Below are 16,065 nucleotides of genomic sequence, written 5' to 3' on the forward strand. Positions count from 1 at the left end.
CTCGGGAGCACAAAAAGCTACCGCTCAGTAATACAATCGGTGTACGGTGCGTCCATGGCACAGGCAACCATCGGGGACAGCGAGTTCGACCGGGACACCGCGGTCACCCTGCGCGAAGAGGGCGTCTACGACGCGGAGCTCTCGGCGGGCTGGACGATCATCCATGCCGTCAACGGCGGCTACCTGCTGGCGATGCTGGGCCGTGCGCTCGGCGAGGCCCTGCCGCACGCGGACCCGTTCTCCGTCTCGGCGCACTACCTCACCGCCTCCGTGCCCGGCCCGGCGGTGATCCGGACCCAGACCGTCCGCACCGGCCGCACCCTCTCCACCGGTCAGGCGTCGCTCTTCCAGTACGCCGAGGACGGCACCGAGGTCGAGCGCATCCGCGTCCTCGCCACCTACGGCGACCTGGACGCGCTCAGCGACGACGTCCGCACCGCCGCGAAGCCGCCGGCCATCCCGCCGCGCGAGCACTGCCTCGGCCCCAGTGACGGACCCGCGCCGATCCCGGGCAGCTCCGCGATCACCGAACGGCTCGACATCAAGCTCGACCCGGCCACCATCGGCTGGGCGATCGGGCAGCCCTCCGGCAAGGGCGAGATGCGCGGCTGGTTCGGTCTGGCCGACGGCCGCGACCCCGACGCGCTCTCCCTGCTGCTCACCGTGGACGCCCTGCCGCCGACCTCGTTCGAGCTGGGGCTCAAGGGCTGGACGCCCACCATCGAGCTCACCACGCACATCCGCTGCCGCCCGGCCCCGGGCCCGCTGCGCGTCTCCATCACCACCCGCAACCTGGCGGGCGGCTTCCTGGAGGAGGACGCGGACGTCTGGGACAGCGCCGACCGCCTGGTCGCCCAGTCCCGCCAGCTCGCCCGCGCCCCGCGCGACTGATTTCCCCGGTCCTCCTTCTCAGGCGCCCTGTGCCGGCTCGTCGAGCCAGTGCAGGGCGCCGAGTGCGATGAGCCGCAGCCGGCGCCCCGCCGTGCGGGCCACCCGCTCGTCGTCCGCCGGGCCCGCGTCCAGCAGGGCCGACGCGGTGATCACCATGTGGTCCACATAGAGACCGCCCAGCATCAGCAGGTCCTCCTCGGCCCAGCCCCGGGACTCCGGCTCCGCCGCGAGAGTCGCCGCCACCTCCTCGGCGAACAGCCGCAGCTGCGCCGCGATGGCCTCGCGGACCGGGCCGACCCCGCCGTGCTGTTCCCGCGCGATGAAGCGGAAGTGCGCGGGCTGCTCCCGTACGTGACGCCGTATCAGCTCCACGCTGCGGTCGAGCCGGACCTCGCTGTCGCCGGTTTCGGTGAGGATCGCGCCGATCATGCCGTGCAGGCTGCCCAGGGTCTGCTCGACCAGGGCCACGCCGAGCGCGGGCACGCTCTCGAAGTGCCGGTAGAAGGCCGTGGGCGTGATGCCGGCCGCCCGGGTCACCTCGCGCAGCCCGAGGCTGCTCAGGCTCTGCTCCGCCAGCAGTCCGAGGGCGGCGTCCAGGAGCGCCTGGCGCGTCTTCAGCTTCTGGTTCTGGCGGACCCCGGCGATGTGACTCATGCCATTCAGTAAACAACTGTTCTCCGGAGCGGGGAAGGGGTGTGCGGGTTTAGACTCAAGAGTCAGTGAACAGTCGTACTCTGAATGTTCCTGGCACCACGCCATCCGCACACGGAAAGGCCGAACATGATCGTCCTTGTCGCCGCCCTGCTCCTGCTGGGGATCGTGCTGGGAGCGGTGGCCCAGATCCCGCTTCCCCTGTCGCTCGTCCTCGGCGCGCTCATCGCCTGCTGGCTCCTGGTCTTCGCCGTGCGCGAGCGGGCGCGGGGTTCCCGGTGAGCGCCCCGGTGCAAGCCGCCCCGCGCACCCGCCGGGACGCCGACGGGCTCGCCATCGCCTCGTTCGTGCTGGGCCTGGTCGGGCTGCTGGTGATGAACCTGCTGCTGGGCCCCGCCGCCATCGTGATGGCCCTCGTGGCCCTGGCCCGCTCCACCACCCGGCGCACCCGCGCCTTCCTCGGCCTCGCGCTCGGCGTCGCCGACCTGGTGGTCCTGGCCTTCCTGGTCACCGGAAACGGCGTCGTCGCCTGGAACTTCGGGGGCTGATCCGCCCGGCCCGCACAGTGCGCGGGGAGCGGGACCCCATGCGCCCGCCGTACGCCCCACCGGGGGCTCGTAGAATCGAGCCCACCATGGCTTACCTCGACCACGCCGCGACCACGCCGATGCTTCCCGAGGCGATCGCGGCGATGACCGCGCAGCTCGCCGTCACGGGCAACGCGTCCTCACTCCACGCCGCCGGGCGCCGGGCCCGCCGTACCGTCGAGGAGTCCCGGGAATCCCTCGCCGACGCCCTCGGCGCACGCCCCAGCGAGGTGGTCTTCACCTCGGGCGGCACCGAATCGGACAACCTCGCGGTGAAGGGCCTGTACTGGGCCCGCCGCGACGCCGACCCCCGCCGCACCCGGGTCCTCGCCAGCCCCGTCGAGCACCACGCCGTCCTCGACGCGGTCGACTGGCTGGCCACCCACGAGGGCGCGACCGTCGAATACCTCCCCGTCGACCGGTACGGGCGGGTCCACCCCGAGGCGCTGCGCGAGGCGGTCCTGCGCGACCCCGACGACGTCGCGCTGATCACCGTGATGTGGGCCAACAACGAGATCGGCACGATTCTGCCGGTACGCGAACTGGCCGAGGTGGCACGCGAGTTCGAGATCCCGATGCACGCCGACGCGGTCCAGGCGTTCGGGCAGCTCGACGTGGACTTCGGCGCGTCCGGGCTCGCCGCGATGACCGTCAGCGCGCACAAGATCGGCGGGCCCACCGGCGTCGGCGCGCTGCTGCTCGGCCGCGAGTACACCCCGGTGCCCGTGCTGCACGGCGGCGGACAGGAGCGCCACGTCCGCTCCGGCACCCTGGACGTGGCGGGCATCGCCTCCTTCGCCGTCGCCGGACGGATCGCCGCCGACCGGCGCGAGGACTTCGCCCGGGAGGCCGGCGCGCTCCGCGACGAGCTGGCCGCCGCCGTCCTGGCGGAGGTCCCCGACGCGATCCTGGGCGGCGACCCGGCACCGGGCGGCCGTCTGCCGGCCAACGCGCACTTCACCTTCCCCGGCTGCGAGGGCGACTCGCTCCTGCTGCTGCTGGACGCCCAGGGCATCGAATGCTCCACCGGCTCCGCCTGCACCGCCGGGATCGCCCAGCCCAGCCACGTGCTGCTCGCCACCGGCACCGATCCGGACCTGGCCCGCGGCACCCTGCGCTTCTCGCTCGGCCACACCTCGGTCAAGCAGGACGTCCAGGACGTGGCCCGGGCGATCGGCCCGGCGGTGGAGCGCGCGCGCTCGGCGGGGCTCAGCTAGGCCTTGCCCGTCTTCGGGGCCCCCTCGGCCTTCCCCGACGTCTTCGCGCGCCGCACCAGCTCCATGTAGCGGTCCCAGTCCCAGCCGCGGCCCGGGTCCGTGTGGTCGGCGCCCGGGACCTCGACGTGCCCGATGATGTGCTCGCGGTCCACCGGGATGCCGTACCGCCCGCATATCGCCGCGGTGAGCTTCGCCGACGCCCCGTACATCGCGGCGGTGAAGTCCTGCGGGCGCTCCACGAAGCCCTCGTGCTCGATGCCCACACTGCGTTCGTTGTACGAGCGGTTGCCCGCGTGGAACGCCACGTCCAGCTCGCGGATCATCTGCGTCACGTGCCCGTCCTTGCGCACCACGTAATGCGCCGCCGCCTGGTGGCCCGGGTCCTGGAAGGCGCGGACCGCGCTGTTGAAGCTGCCCTGCGTGACATGGATGACCACCCGGTCGATGCCGTAGTCGTCGGGGCGGTCGGCCCGCCGCCAGTTCGCCTCCGAGGCCGCGACCCACTGCGCCGCCGCGTAGTCCACCGCCCCCGGTGTGCGCGGCTTCTCCACGCCCGGCAGCCGCCACCAGGCGCGCTTCAGCCGGTCCCGGGCCAGCGCCGCCGTGCCCACGGCCGTGACGGCACCGCCGATCAGCACCGAGCGCCGGCTGATCCCGGTCCCGGTGCCGCTGCCGTCCGTCCCCTTGGTCCCCATGAGACGGACAACGCTTATCCGCGAGCTTTCGGTTCCCGCCCCCACGTACCCTGGTGGGGCTATGACTGAGACTCCCCAGCGCCCCCTCCGTGTGCTCGCCGCCATGTCGGGCGGTGTCGACTCCGCCGTCGCCGCGGCCCGCGCCGCCGAGGCGGGCCACGACGTGACCGGTGTGCACCTCGCCCTCTCCGCGAATCCGCAGTCCTTCCGGACCGGCGCCCGGGGCTGTTGCACCATCGAGGACTCCCGGGACGCCCGCCGCGCCGCGGACGTCATCGGCATCCCCTTCTACGTCTGGGACCTGGCGGAACGCTTCCGCGAGGACGTCGTGGAGGACTTCGTCGCCGAGTACGAGGCGGGGCGCACCCCCAACCCGTGCCTGCGCTGCAACGAGAAGATCAAGTTCGCCGCGCTCCTCGACAAGGCCCTCGCGCTCGGCTTCGACGCGGTGTGCACCGGCCACTACGCCACCGTGGTCACCGGCGCCGACGGCAACCGCGAGCTGCACCGCGCCTCGGACATGGCCAAGGACCAGAGCTATGTGCTCGGCGTCCTGGACGAGCGCCAGCTCGCCCACGCGATGTTCCCGCTCGGCGACACCCTCACCACCAAGGACGAGATCCGCGCCGAGGCCGAGCGCCGGGGCCTCGCGGTCGCCAAGAAGCCCGACAGCCACGACATCTGCTTCATCGCCGACGGCGACACCCAGGGCTTCCTGGCGAACCGCCTCGGCGGCCCGTCGGAGGGCGACATCCTGGACGAGTCCGGTGCGAAGCTCGGCACCCACGAGGGCGCCTTCGGCTTCACCATCGGCCAGCGCAAGGGCCTGCGCATCGGCCACCCCGCCCCCGACGGCAAGCCGCGCTACGTCCTGGACATCTCCCCGGTCAACAACACGGTGACCGTCGGCCCCGCCGAGGCCCTGGACGTCACCGCGCTCACCGCGATCAAGCCCCGCTGGTGCGGAACACCGCCGTCCGGCCCGGGGACGTACACCGCGCAGCTCCGCGCCCACGGCGGCGAGACCGAGGTGACCGCCGAGCTGGCCGACGGCATCCTGCACGTCACGTTCACCGAGCCGGTCCGGGGCGTCGCTCCCGGTCAGGCGGTCGTGCTGTACGACGGGACCCGCGTGGTCGGCTCCGCGACGATCGCGACGACGGTCCGCCGGGAGCGCGCCGCCGCGAGCTGAGCACCGTACGCGCGCGAAAGCCCCGCACGGCAACGCCCGACCCCAGTACGGGCGTGGCCGCGCGGGGCGCTTTCGTGGCGGTGCCACGGATTTCAGGGTCCGCCACACCGGCGCCCGCCGCATCCCGGCAGCGGCTCCGCGCGGGGCGGGTCGTACCGTGGCGGTCATGAACATCTGCGTCTTCCTCTCCGCTGCCGACCTCGACGACCGCTACACCGTGCCCGCCCGTGAATTCGCCGAGCTGCTGGGGCGCGGCGGGCACACCCTCGTCTGGGGCGGCTCCGAGAGCGGCCTGATGAAGGTCGTCGCCGACGGCGTCCAGGAGGCGGGCGGCAAGCTGGTCGGCGTCTCGGTGGACTTCCTGGCCGCGAAGGCGCGCACCAACGCCGACGAGATGGTCATCGCCCGCGACCTCGCCGAGCGCAAGGCGCTCCTGCTCGCGAAGTCCGACGCGATCGTGATCATGGTCGGCGGCACCGGGACGCTGGACGAGGCGACCGAGATCCTGGAGCTCAAGAAGCACGGCAAGCACACCAAGCCCGTCGTCCTGCTCAACACCGCCGGCTTCTACGACGGCCTGCGCGAGCAGTTCCAGCGCATGGAGGACGAGGGCTTCCTGCCCCTCCCGCTGACCGAGCTGGTCTTCTTCGCGGAGGACGGCGTCGGCGCCCTGGCCTACCTGGAGGAGTCGGCCGGCCTGCAGTGATGTGACGTACGGGGCCCGGGCGGCGGATGCGACGATGGGGGCCATGTCCACTCACCTCATCACCGGTGCCGGTTCCGGCATCGGCGCAGCGGTCGCCCGGCGTCTCACCGAGCGCGGCGACGACCTCGTCCTGCTGGCCCGCGACGCGGGCCGCGCCAAGGAGCTCGCCGCGCTCCACCCCGGCGCCCGCACCCTCGTCGGCGACCTGTCCAACCCGGACCGGCTCTCCTGGGCCCTCGCCCAGCAGAGCGTCCCGGAACGGCTCGACTCGCTGCTGCACGTCGCGGGCGTGGTCGAGCTCGGCCCGGTCGGTGAGCTGACCCCCAAGGCCTGGCACTACCAGCTCAACGCCAACCTCGTCGCCCCCGCCGAGCTGACCCGGCTCACCCTGCCCCAACTGCGCGTCGCCCAGGGCCACGTACTCTTCGTCAACTCCGGCGCCGGGCTCTCCGCGAGCCCCGAGTGGAGCGCGTACGCCGCCAGCAAGCATGGCCTGAAGGCCCTCGCGGACTCGCTGCGCCACGAGGAGCACGGCAACGGCGTCCGGGTCACCACCGTCTACCCGGGCCGCACCGCCAGCCCCATGCAGGAGAAGGTCCACCGGCAGGAGGGCAAGGAGTACGACCCCGCCCGCTGGATCGACCCCGAGTCCGTCGCGACCACCATCCTGATGGCGCTCGACCTGCCCCGCGACGCCGAGGTCAACGACCTCACCGTCCGCCCCGGCCGCTGATCGCAGGGCCTTAGGCTTCTCGCGTGAGCGAGATCAGCGAGTTCAGGGACTGCCCGGCCACCGGGATCGGTTCGATGCCCGGGGGAGACGCCCGGGAGGCGGCGAAGACCGTCACCGGCTCCTTCGGCGACGGCGAGGGCATGCCGTACCTGGCGGAACTTCCGGCCCGCGGGCCCGGCGCCGACATGATCGGCCGCACGATCGGACTCCTCTCCGAGCTGTACGGGCACGTCGAGCCGAGCGGCTGGCGGATCAGCGACCGGCCCGGCCGCGACACCCGCCGCGCCCGGTCCTGGCTCGGCGAGGACCTGGACGCCCTGGAGGAGTTCACCCAGGGCTACGAGGGCCCGCTCAAGGTCCAGGCCGTGGGGCCCTGGACCCTCGCCGCCGCCCTGGAACGCCGGGGCGGCGAGGCGTTCCTCGGCGACCCGGGGGCCTGCCGCGACCTCGCGGACTCGCTCGCCGAGGGTCTGCGCGGCCACCTCGCCGAGGTGCGCCGCCGGGTGCCCGGGGCGCGGATCGCCCTCCAGCTGGACGAGCCCTCGCTCACCGCCGTGCTGCGCGGCCGGGTCCGGACCGCCAGCGGCTACCGCACCTACCGGGCGGTGGACCGCCAGGTCGTGGAGGCCACCCTGCGCGAGGTCCTCGCGGCGGCGGGGGAGACCGCCACGCTGGTGCACACCTGCGCCCCCGATGTGCCGTTCGCGCTGCTGCGCCGGGCCGGGGCGGACGGCATCTCCTTCGACCTCTCCCTGCTCACCGAGCGTGAGGAGGAGGCCGTCGGGGAAGCCGTCGAGGGCGGCACCCGGATGTTCTTCGGGGTCGTACCGGGCACCGACCCGGCCTCGGGCCGATTGTCCGACCCGGGCGGTAGCGTCATGGGTGTCAGGACGCTGTGGCGCAGGCTGGGGCTGAATCCGGGGACTCTCACCGAGTCCGTGACGGTCACCCCCTCGTGCGGACTCGCGGGTGCGTCGCCCGCGTACGCACGGGCCGCGCTCGCCCACTGCGCCCGGGCCGCGAGATCGCTCGCAGACAACCCTGAGTAGCGGGACGCTGGGTAACGGGAGGACGGGACGATGGCCGGCGAAGAGCAGACGGCGGTGCCAGCCGAGGCACAGGAGCGGCACAAGCTCCTCGCGGAGCAGATCGAGGAGCACCGCTTCCGGTATTACGTGAACGACCAGCCGGTCGTCAGCGACGCCGAGTTCGACCGGCTGCTGCGCGAGCTGGAGGCCCTGGAGGAGTCCCACCCCCCGCTGCGCACCCCGGACTCGCCGACCCAGAAGGTCGCCGGGCCGTACCGCACGGAGTTCACCTCGGTCGAGCACCGCGAGCCCATGCTGTCCCTGGACAACGCCTTCGACGACGAGGAGCTGTCCGCCTGGGGCGAGCGCATCGCCCGGGACGTCGGCGCGCCCGGCTACCACTACCTGTGCGAGCTGAAGATCGACGGCCTCGCCGTCAACCTGACGTACGAGCACGGCGTGCTGACCCGCGCCGCGACCCGGGGCGACGGCCGCACCGGCGAGGACATCACGCCCAACGTCCGCACCATCGCGGACATCCCGCACCGCCTCAAGGGCGACCGGGTGCCCCCGCTGGTCGAGGTGCGCGGCGAGGTCTTCTTCCCGATGGAGGGGTTCGAGGAGCTGAACGCCCGGCTGGTGGAGGCCGACGACAAGCCCTTCGCCAACCCCCGTAACGCGGCGGCCGGTTCGCTGCGCCAGAAGGACCCCAAGGTCACCGCCACACGCCCGCTGCACATGGTGGTGCACGGCATCGGCGCCCGCGAGGGCTTCGACATCGACTGCCTCTCGCACGCCTACGAACTGCTGCGCGAGTGGGGCCTGCCCACCGCCAAGTACAACAAGGTGGTCGACTCCCTCGCAGGCGTACGGGAGTTCATCGCCTACTTCGGCGAGCACCGGCACTCCGTGGAGCACGAGATCGACGGCGTCGTCGTCAAGCTGGACGAGATCCCGCTCCAGGGCCGCCTTGGCTCCACCTCCCGCGCCCCGCGCTGGGCCATCGCCTGGAAGTACGCGCCGGAGGAGGTCAACACCAAGCTCGTCAACATCCGCGTCGGCGTCGGCCGCACCGGCCGCGTCACCCCGTACGCCCAGGTCGAGCCGGTCGTGGTGGCGGGCTCCGAGGTCGAGTTCGCCACCCTGCACAACCAGAACGTGGTCAAGGCCAAGGGCGTCCTGATCGGCGACACGGTGGTGCTCCGCAAGGCCGGGGACGTGATCCCGGAGATCCTCGGCCCGGTCGTGGACCTCCGCGACGGCACCGAGCGGGCGTTCGTCATGCCGGACCACTGCCCGGAGTGCGGCACCGAGCTGAAGCCCATGAAGGAGGCGGACGTCGACGTCCGCTGCCCCAACGCCCGTTCCTGCCCGGCCCAGTTGCGCGAGCGCGTCTCCTATCTCGCCGGCCGCAAGTGCCTCGACATCGACCACTTCGGCTACGTGGTCGCCGCCGCGCTGACCGCACCGCTGGAGCCCGCCGAACCGCCGCTGCGCGACGAGGGCGACCTCTTCGGGCTGACCGTGGACGAGCTGCTGCCGATCCGGGCCTACGTCCTCGACCCGGACAGCGGGCTGCCCAAGCGCGACCCGAAGACCGGTGAGGAGAAGATCGCCCGGGTCTTCGCCAACCAGCAGGGCGAGCCCAAGAAGAACGCCCTCGCGATGCTCGACGCCATCGCCGCGGCCAAGGAGGCCCCGCTGGCCCGCGTCCTCACCGGGCTCTCCATCCGCCACGTCGGCCCGGTCGCGGCCCGGGAGCTGGCCCGCCAGTTCCGGTCCATCGACCGCATCGAGGAGGCCACCGAGCAGGAGCTGGCCGACGCCGACGGGGTCGGGCCCATCATCGCCGCCTCGGTCAAGCAGTGGTTCGCCGAGGACTGGCACCGCGAGATCCTGCGCAAGTGGCGCGAGGCCGGAGTCCGGATGGAGGACGAGGGAGCCGGTGAGGACGAGGGCCCCCGCCCCCTCGAAGGGCTCACCGTCGTCGTCACGGGCACCCTGACCGGGCACACCAGGGATGGCGCGAAAGAGGCCCTGCAGAGCCGGGGAGCGAAGGTCACCGGTTCCGTTTCCAAGAAGACCGCCTTCGTCGTCGTCGGCGACAACCCCGGATCCAAGTACGACAAAGCGGTCCAGCTGAAGGTCCCCGTGCTCGACGAGACCGGCTTCGCCGTCCTCCTCGCCGAGGGCCCGGACGCCGCCCGCGAGGCGGCCGTCCCGGCCGGGGAACCGGCTCCGGAGGAGGGCGCCGCCCCCGGAGAGTGAGCGCCCGCCGACGCATCGTCGGCGTCACCCGATCGGCGCAAGGGCGCCCCCTAGCAGATGCTGACGGATAGTCGGTTCGCATTTGGGCAAGACCCGTAGACCGCTGCCCGTAGCAGCCCTCCGCGGCCTACTGTGGTCAGACACGCCCTCGAACCTGGCCACCGGGCGGGGCCGGGGTGCGTCGTGGCACGGCACGCATTCATCGGGTGACATCGGCATCGCCGGCTGTGAGAGGGACGGAATGAAACCGACCGAGAGCGCCGCACCGGTGGCGCGGCTGCAAGGTTTCGTGGGACCCGCGCCCAAAGTGGGCGCCGTCGTGGTGGCCCTTGCCACGATCCAGCTCGCGACCGGCTTCTCCCGCGCCCTCGACCAGGGGCGCGCCCTCTTCCCGGACGGCAAGGCCGGCTGGTCGCTGGCCGTCCTCACCGGCATCGTCGTCGGCCACCTCGTCGCGCTCGGCCGCGACCGCTGGTGGGGCGGCACCGGCTCCGGCGCCGCCCTCACCCTGGCCGTCCTGCTGCTGTACGGCTGGGTGCCGGCCGGACTGGTCAGCCTCGTCGTGGTCGTCCTCGTCGGCGTCGCCCGCAGACACCGCTGGTGGCAGGGGCTCCTGCACGGCGCCGTGGACATCCTCGGGGTCGGGGCGGCGGCCCTGGTGCTCGCCGCGTTCGGCGAGGTGCAGTCGGTCGAAACGCCGTGGCGGCCACTCGACTGGGGCATCGACGCCGTCCCGGAAGTCCTGCTCGCCGCCTCCACCTATCTGCTCGTCACCCGGGTCCTGCTGTGGTACTCGCGGGCCCAGCCCGGCGGCGGCCTGCCCACCGTCGCCCGCACCGCGATGCTCCGTCAGGGCCTCGTCGCGGTCGCCCTGCTCGGCATCGCCCCGCTGATCTGCGTCGTCGCGATGGCCCGGCCGGTCCTGCTGCCGCTCTTCGCGGTGCCGCTGATCGCGCTCGACTCCACGCTCTGGATCGCCCGCGCCCGGGCCGAGGAGCAGCTGAAGGACCCGCTGACCGGGCTGCCCAACCGCCAGTGGCTGCTGGAGCGGACCTGGACCGCGCTGGAGGAGGCGGAGGGCGTCGGCAGCCGGGTCGCCCTCGTCCTCATCGACCTCGACCGCTTCCGGGCCGTCAACGACACCCTGGGCCACCTGGCCGGCGACCGGCTGCTGCTCCAGATCGCGGAACGGCTCCGGCTCGCCCTGCCGCGCGGCGCGGAGGCGGCCCGGCTCGGCGGCGACGAGTTCGCGGTCCTGCTGCCCACCGCCGACTCCACCACCAGCGCCCAGCGCGTCGCCCGCCACCTGGTCGCCGAGCTGTCGTCCCCGCTGGACCTGGACGGGCTGACCCTGGTCCTGGAGGCCAGCGCGGGCGTCGCCGTCTTCCCGGACCACGCGCTGGACGCGGAGGGGCTGCTGCGCCGCGCCGACGTGGCGATGTACCAGGCCAAGCGGGACCGCACCGGCGTGGAGGTGTACGAGTCCAAGCGCGACAGCAACACCCCGGACCGGCTCGGCCTCCTCGGCGACCTGCGCCGCGCGCTGGACGCGGGCGAGGTGGAGCTGCACTACCAGCCCAAGGTCCGCTTCGACGGCCAGGTCGCCGGGCTCGAAGCGCTGGTGCGCTGGGTGCACCCGGAACGCGGCAGAGTGCCCCCGGACGAGTTCATCGTCATCGCGGAGTCCTCCGGGCTGATGCCGCACCTCACCGAGTACGTCCTGGAGACGGCGCTCGCCCAGGTCGCCCGGTGGCGGGCCCAGGGCCTCTTCGTCCCGGTCGCCGTCAACGTGTCGCCGCGCGATGTGCACACCCCCGGGTTCGCCGGCGGCGTCGCGGCCCGGCTCGCCCGGCACGGCGTCCCGGCGGGAGCGCTCCAGCTGGAGATAACGGAGCACGTGCTCCTGGAGGACCCGCAGCGGGCGGCGGACACGCTCGCCGGGCTGACCGGGCACGGCGTGAAGATGTCCCTGGACGACTTCGGCACCGGGTATTCGTCGCTGGTCCACCTGCGCCGGCTGCCGGTCAGCGAGCTGAAGATCGACCGCTCCTTCGTGGCCCGGCTCGCCATCGACCACGAGGACGCGGAGATCGTCCGCTGCACCATCGACCTGGCCCACTCGCTGGGCCTGCTGGTCGTGGCGGAGGGCGTCGAGGACGACGAGACCTGGGAGCGGCTGCGGGACCTGCGGTGCGACGCGGTCCAGGGCTGGCTGGTGGCGGCCGCGATGCCGCCCCAGGAGACCACCGCCTGGCTGCGGGCCCGGGGCGAGCACGGCTGGCGCCGCCCGGCGGAGCTGGCCGCGGCGGCGGGGGCGCCGGCCCCGGCGGCCTCCGCCACGACGCCCACGGCCCCGGCGGCCGAGCTGGAACAGCGCCCCTCCGGCCGCACGACGGGCTCGCGCCCGGCGACGACGTAGAAACCCTGTCCTCGGGCACGTGGCCGACCCCATAGGATTGGGCGAAAACCACACACCAACCCCTGAGGATCGCTGCATGCCTGGCATCACGCGCGAGGAGGTCGCCCACCTCGCCCGGCTGGCGCGTCTGGAGCTGAAGGGCGAAGAGCTCGATCACTTCGCCGGACAGCTCGACGACATCATCGGCGCGGTCGCCCGCGTCTCCGAGGTAGCCGACCAAGACGTACCGCCGACCTCCCACCCGCTGCCGCTGACGAACGTCATGCGGGCGGACGTCGTCCGTCCGTCTCTCACCCCCGAGCAGGCGCTCTCCGGCGCCCCGGCCCAGGAGCAGCAGCGTTTCAAGGTGCCGCAGATCCTGGGGGAGGACTGACAGCCATGACGGACATCAGCAGCATCATCAAGCTCACCGCGGCCGAGATCGCCGCGAAGATCGCCTCCGGCGAGCTCACCGCCGTCCAGGTCACCGAGGCCCACCTCGCGCGGATCGACGCCGTGGACGAGAAGGTGCACGCCTTCCTGCACGTCGACCGCGAGGGCGCGCTCGCCCAGGCCCGTGCCGTGGACGCCAAGAAGGCGGCCGGCGAGAAGCTGGGCCCGCTGGCCGGCGTCCCGCTCGCGCTCAAGGACATCTTCACCACGAAGGACATGCCGACCACCGTCGGCTCGAAGATCCTCGAAGGCTGGGTCCCGCCGTACGACGCGACCCTCACGCGGAAGCTGAAGGCCGCCGACGTGGTCATCCTCGGCAAGACCAACATGGACGAGTTCGCCATGGGGTCCTCCACCGAGAACAGCGCCTACGGCCCGACCGGCAACCCCTGGGACCTCACCCGCATCCCGGGCGGCTCCGGCGGCGGCTCCTCGGCCGCCCTCGCCTCCTTCGAGGCCCCGCTCGCCATCGGCACGGACACCGGCGGCTCCATCCGCCAGCCCGCCGCCGTCACCGGCACGGTCGGCGTCAAGCCCACCTACGGCGGGGTCTCCCGCTACGGCATGGTCGCCTTCTCGTCCTCCCTCGACCAGGGCGGCCCCTGCGCCCGCACGGTCCTGGACGCGGCCCTGCTGCACGAGGCGATCGCCGGGCACGACCCGATGGACTCGACGTCGATCGACGCGCCGGTGCCGCCGGTCGTGGAGGCCGCGCGCAACGGCTCCGTGCAGGGCATGCGCGTCGGCGTCGTCAAGCAGTTCTCCGGCGAGGGCTACCAGGCCGGGGTCGTCCAGCGCTTCAACGAGTCGGTCGAGCTGCTGAAGTCGCTCGGCGCCACGGTCGTGGAGCTGGACTGCCCGACGTTCGACCTGGCCCTTTCGGCGTACTACCTGATCGCGCCGTCCGAGTGCTCCTCGAACCTCGCCCGGTTCGACGCCATGCGCTACGGCCTGCGCGTCGGGGACGACGGCACGAAGTCCGCCGAGGACGTCACCGCGCTCACCCGCGAGGCCGGCTTCGGCGACGAGGTCAAGCGCCGCATCATCCTCGGTACGTACGCGCTCAGCTCCGGCTACTACGACGCGTACTACGGCTCCGCGCAGAAGGTCCGTACGCTGATCACGCGCGAGTTCGAGCAGGCGTTCGAGCAGGTCGACGTGATCGTCTCGCCGACCACGCCCACCACCGCCTTCCCGATCGGCGAGCGCGCCGACGACCCGATGGCGATGTACCTGGCCGACCTGTGCACCATCCCGACCAACCTCGCCGGCAACGCCGCCATGTCGCTGCCCTGCGGCCTGGCCCCCGAGGACGGACTGCCCGTCGGGCTCCAGATCATCGCCCCCGCGATGAAGGACGACCGGCTGTACAAGGTCGGAGCCGCCGTCGAGGCCGCTTTCGTGGAAAAGTGGGGACACCCGCTGCTCGAGGAGGCTCCGTCGCTATGAGTGCCATGACCAAGAAGGCCAAGAACTTCAAGAAGTCGAAGACCGGGCTGTACGTGTCCATGGGCACCACCGCCTTCGGTGCGCTGAGCGTCGCCAAGCAGGCGAAGATGGCCCGCTCGGACAACGACACGCTGCGCCTCATCGACGCCGCCGTGTCCGCCGCGGCGATCGTGACCGGCCTCGCGATCCTCTATCGCGAACTGAAGCGTCTCGGCGACGACGACGTACTGCTGGGCTGAGAGGGAAAGTTTTCCGTGACTGTCATCGACCTGGAGTCGTACGAGGACGCCCTCGCGACGTACGACCCCGTCATGGGCCTTGAGGTCCATGTGGAGCTCGGCACCAAGACGAAGATGTTCTGCGGCTGCTCCACCGAGCTGGGGCAGGACGCCAACACGCAGACCTGCCCGGTCTGCCTCGGGCTGCCCGGCGCGCTGCCGGTCGTCAACGAGATCGGCGTGGAGTCCGCGATCAAGATCGGCCTCGCGCTGAACTGCGAGATCGCCGAGTGGTGCCGCTTCGCCCGGAAGAACTACTTCTATCCGGACATGCCGAAGAACTTCCAGACCTCCCAGTACGACGAGCCGATCGCCTTCAACGGCTATCTGGACGTCCAGCTGGAGGACGGCGAGGTCTTCCGGGTGCAGATCGAACGCGCCCACATGGAGGAGGACACCGGCAAGTCGACGCACGTCGGCGGCGCCACCGGCCGTATCCACGGCGCGTCCCACTCCCTGCTCGACTACAACCGCGCGGGCATCCCGCTCATCGAGATCGTCACCAAGCCGATCGAGGGAGCGGGCGCACGGGCCCCCGAGGTCGCCCGGGCGTACGTCGCCGAGCTGCGCGAGCTCATCAAGGCGCTCGGCGTCTCCGAGGCCCGCATGGAGATGGGCCAGATGCGCTGCGACGTCAACCTGTCGCTGCGCCCGAACGGCACCGAGACGTTCGGTACCCGCTCCGAGACGAAGAACGTGAACTCGCTGCGTTCCGTCGAGCGCGCCGCCCGCTTCGAGATCCAGCGCCACGCCGCGGTGCTGAACTCCGGCGGCACGATCGTCCAGGAGACCCGGCACTTCCACGAGGAGGACGGCTCCACCACGGCCGGCCGCATCAAGGACAACGCCGAGGACTACCGCTACTTCCCCGAGCCCGACCTCGTGCCGGTCGCCCCGGCCCGGGAGTGGGTCGAGGAGCTGCGCAAGGACCTCCCCGAGCTGCCGCGGCTCCGTCGCGCCCGGCTCAAGGAGGAGTGGGGCGTCTCCGAGCACGACATGCAGTCCATCCTCAACGCGGGCGCGGTCGACCTGATCGTCGCCACGACCGAAGCGGGCGCCCCGTCGGACCAGGCCCGCAAGTGGTGGATGGGCGAGCTGGCCCGCAACGCCAACGAGACCGGCCGCGGCCTCGACGAGCTGCCCGTCACCCCGGCGCAGGTCGCCCAGGTCGCCGAGCTCGTCGCCGCGGGCGACCTCAACGACAAGCTGGCCCGCCAGGTCCTGGAGGGCGTGCTCGCCGGCGAGGGCGACCCGGACACCGTGGTCGAGAAGCGCGGCCTGAAGGTCGTCTCGGACGAGGGCGCGCTGTCCACCGCCGTGGACGAGGCCATCGCGGGCAACGCCGCCATCGCGGACAAGATCCGCGGCGGCAAGGTCGCGGCGGCCGGCGCGCTGGTCGGCGCGGTCATGAAGGCCACCCGGGGCCAGGCGGACGCGGCCCGCGTCCGCGAGCTGATCCTGGAGAAGCTGGGCGTCGAGGGCTGAGCCTCCCGTACGGCCCGAAGGGGCGGTGTCACGG

General features: G+C 72.5%; 16 protein-coding genes. 14 read left to right on the forward strand and 2 right to left on the reverse strand.

The window, feature by feature from the left end; genetic code table 11:
- Nucleotides 1-54: 54 nt before the first annotated feature.
- Complete coding sequence (locus tag AMK18_RS14470) at nucleotides 55-891, forward strand: thioesterase family protein (protein WP_073863074.1); 837 nt, start codon at nucleotides 55-57, stop codon at nucleotides 889-891.
- A gap of 18 nt (nucleotides 892-909) precedes the next feature.
- On the opposite strand, the gene AMK18_RS14475 is transcribed toward AMK18_RS14470, so the two are convergent.
- Nucleotides 910-1,545 (reverse strand): TetR family transcriptional regulator, encoded by a 636-nt coding sequence (locus AMK18_RS14475; protein ID WP_073863075.1) that lies wholly within the window; start codon nucleotides 1,543-1,545, stop codon nucleotides 910-912.
- Nucleotides 1,546-1,671: 126 nt separating this feature from the next.
- Between AMK18_RS14475 and AMK18_RS34885 the strand changes: the two genes are divergently transcribed.
- The 3 genes from AMK18_RS34885 (at nucleotide 1,672) to AMK18_RS14485 (ending at nucleotide 3,346) form a co-directional block, all read left to right on the forward strand.
- On the forward strand, nucleotides 1,672-1,824 hold the full coding sequence (locus tag AMK18_RS34885; protein WP_198956996.1) for a hypothetical protein: 153 nt from the start codon (nucleotides 1,672-1,674) through the stop codon (nucleotides 1,822-1,824).
- A complete protein-coding gene (locus AMK18_RS14480) occupies nucleotides 1,821-2,090 on the forward strand; it encodes a DUF4190 domain-containing protein (RefSeq protein WP_073863076.1) in 270 nt (89 codons plus the stop codon). Before AMK18_RS34885 ends, AMK18_RS14480 begins: the two co-directional genes overlap by 4 nt.
- A gap of 86 nt (nucleotides 2,091-2,176) precedes the next feature.
- Nucleotides 2,177-3,346, forward strand: coding sequence for a cysteine desulfurase family protein (locus AMK18_RS14485; protein WP_073863077.1), 1,170 nt, complete (start codon nucleotides 2,177-2,179; stop codon nucleotides 3,344-3,346).
- On the opposite strand, the gene AMK18_RS14490 is transcribed toward AMK18_RS14485, so the two are convergent.
- The gene (locus tag AMK18_RS14490; protein ID WP_073863078.1) at nucleotides 3,343-4,041 is read right to left on the reverse strand and encodes an N-acetylmuramoyl-L-alanine amidase; all 699 of its coding nucleotides are present in this window, start codon (nucleotides 4,039-4,041) and stop codon (nucleotides 3,343-3,345) included. The two genes, AMK18_RS14485 and AMK18_RS14490, sit on opposite strands and share 4 nt — an antisense overlap.
- Before the next feature lie 61 nt (nucleotides 4,042-4,102).
- Between AMK18_RS14490 and mnmA the strand changes: the two genes are divergently transcribed.
- The 10 genes from mnmA to gatB all read left to right on the forward strand — a co-directional run bounded on the left by mnmA (nucleotide 4,103) and on the right by gatB (nucleotide 16,031).
- Nucleotides 4,103-5,233, forward strand: a complete 1,131-nt coding sequence (mnmA, locus tag AMK18_RS14495) for a tRNA 2-thiouridine(34) synthase MnmA (protein WP_073863079.1) — start codon at nucleotides 4,103-4,105, stop codon at nucleotides 5,231-5,233.
- Nucleotides 5,234-5,399: 166 nt separating this feature from the next.
- The gene (locus AMK18_RS14500; RefSeq protein WP_073863080.1) at nucleotides 5,400-5,939 is read left to right on the forward strand and encodes a TIGR00730 family Rossman fold protein; all 540 of its coding nucleotides are present in this window, start codon (nucleotides 5,400-5,402) and stop codon (nucleotides 5,937-5,939) included.
- 43 nt (nucleotides 5,940-5,982) lie between these two features.
- Nucleotides 5,983-6,672, forward strand: coding sequence for an SDR family oxidoreductase (locus AMK18_RS14505; RefSeq protein WP_073863251.1), 690 nt, complete (start codon nucleotides 5,983-5,985; stop codon nucleotides 6,670-6,672).
- Nucleotides 6,673-6,695: 23 nt separating this feature from the next.
- Complete coding sequence (locus AMK18_RS14510; protein ID WP_073863081.1) at nucleotides 6,696-7,721, forward strand: methionine synthase; 1,026 nt, start codon at nucleotides 6,696-6,698, stop codon at nucleotides 7,719-7,721.
- A 30-nt stretch (nucleotides 7,722-7,751) separates the two neighbouring features.
- Entirely contained in the window at nucleotides 7,752-9,968 is a 2,217-nt protein-coding gene (gene ligA / locus AMK18_RS14515) for an NAD-dependent DNA ligase LigA (protein ID WP_018102523.1), read from the forward strand.
- Between the two features lie 241 nt (nucleotides 9,969-10,209).
- Nucleotides 10,210-12,387, forward strand: coding sequence for a putative bifunctional diguanylate cyclase/phosphodiesterase (locus AMK18_RS14520; RefSeq protein ID WP_073863082.1), 2,178 nt, complete (start codon nucleotides 10,210-10,212; stop codon nucleotides 12,385-12,387).
- Between the two features lie 76 nt (nucleotides 12,388-12,463).
- Nucleotides 12,464-12,760 (forward strand): Asp-tRNA(Asn)/Glu-tRNA(Gln) amidotransferase subunit GatC, encoded by a 297-nt coding sequence (gene gatC / locus AMK18_RS14525; protein WP_018102521.1) that lies wholly within the window; start codon nucleotides 12,464-12,466, stop codon nucleotides 12,758-12,760.
- Nucleotides 12,761-12,765: 5 nt separating this feature from the next.
- Complete coding sequence (gatA, locus tag AMK18_RS14530; RefSeq protein WP_018102520.1) at nucleotides 12,766-14,268, forward strand: Asp-tRNA(Asn)/Glu-tRNA(Gln) amidotransferase subunit GatA; 1,503 nt, start codon at nucleotides 12,766-12,768, stop codon at nucleotides 14,266-14,268.
- Nucleotides 14,265-14,507 (forward strand): hypothetical protein, encoded by a 243-nt coding sequence (locus tag AMK18_RS14535; protein ID WP_026171438.1) that lies wholly within the window; start codon nucleotides 14,265-14,267, stop codon nucleotides 14,505-14,507. Before gatA ends, AMK18_RS14535 begins: the two co-directional genes overlap by 4 nt.
- 15 nt (nucleotides 14,508-14,522) lie before the next feature.
- Complete coding sequence (gatB, locus tag AMK18_RS14540) at nucleotides 14,523-16,031, forward strand: Asp-tRNA(Asn)/Glu-tRNA(Gln) amidotransferase subunit GatB (protein WP_073863083.1); 1,509 nt, start codon at nucleotides 14,523-14,525, stop codon at nucleotides 16,029-16,031.
- Nucleotides 16,032-16,065 lie beyond the last annotated feature (34 nt).

The sequence above is a fragment of the Streptomyces sp. CB01249 genome, assembly GCF_001905735.1.
Lineage (GTDB): Bacteria > Actinomycetota > Actinomycetes > Streptomycetales > Streptomycetaceae > Streptomyces.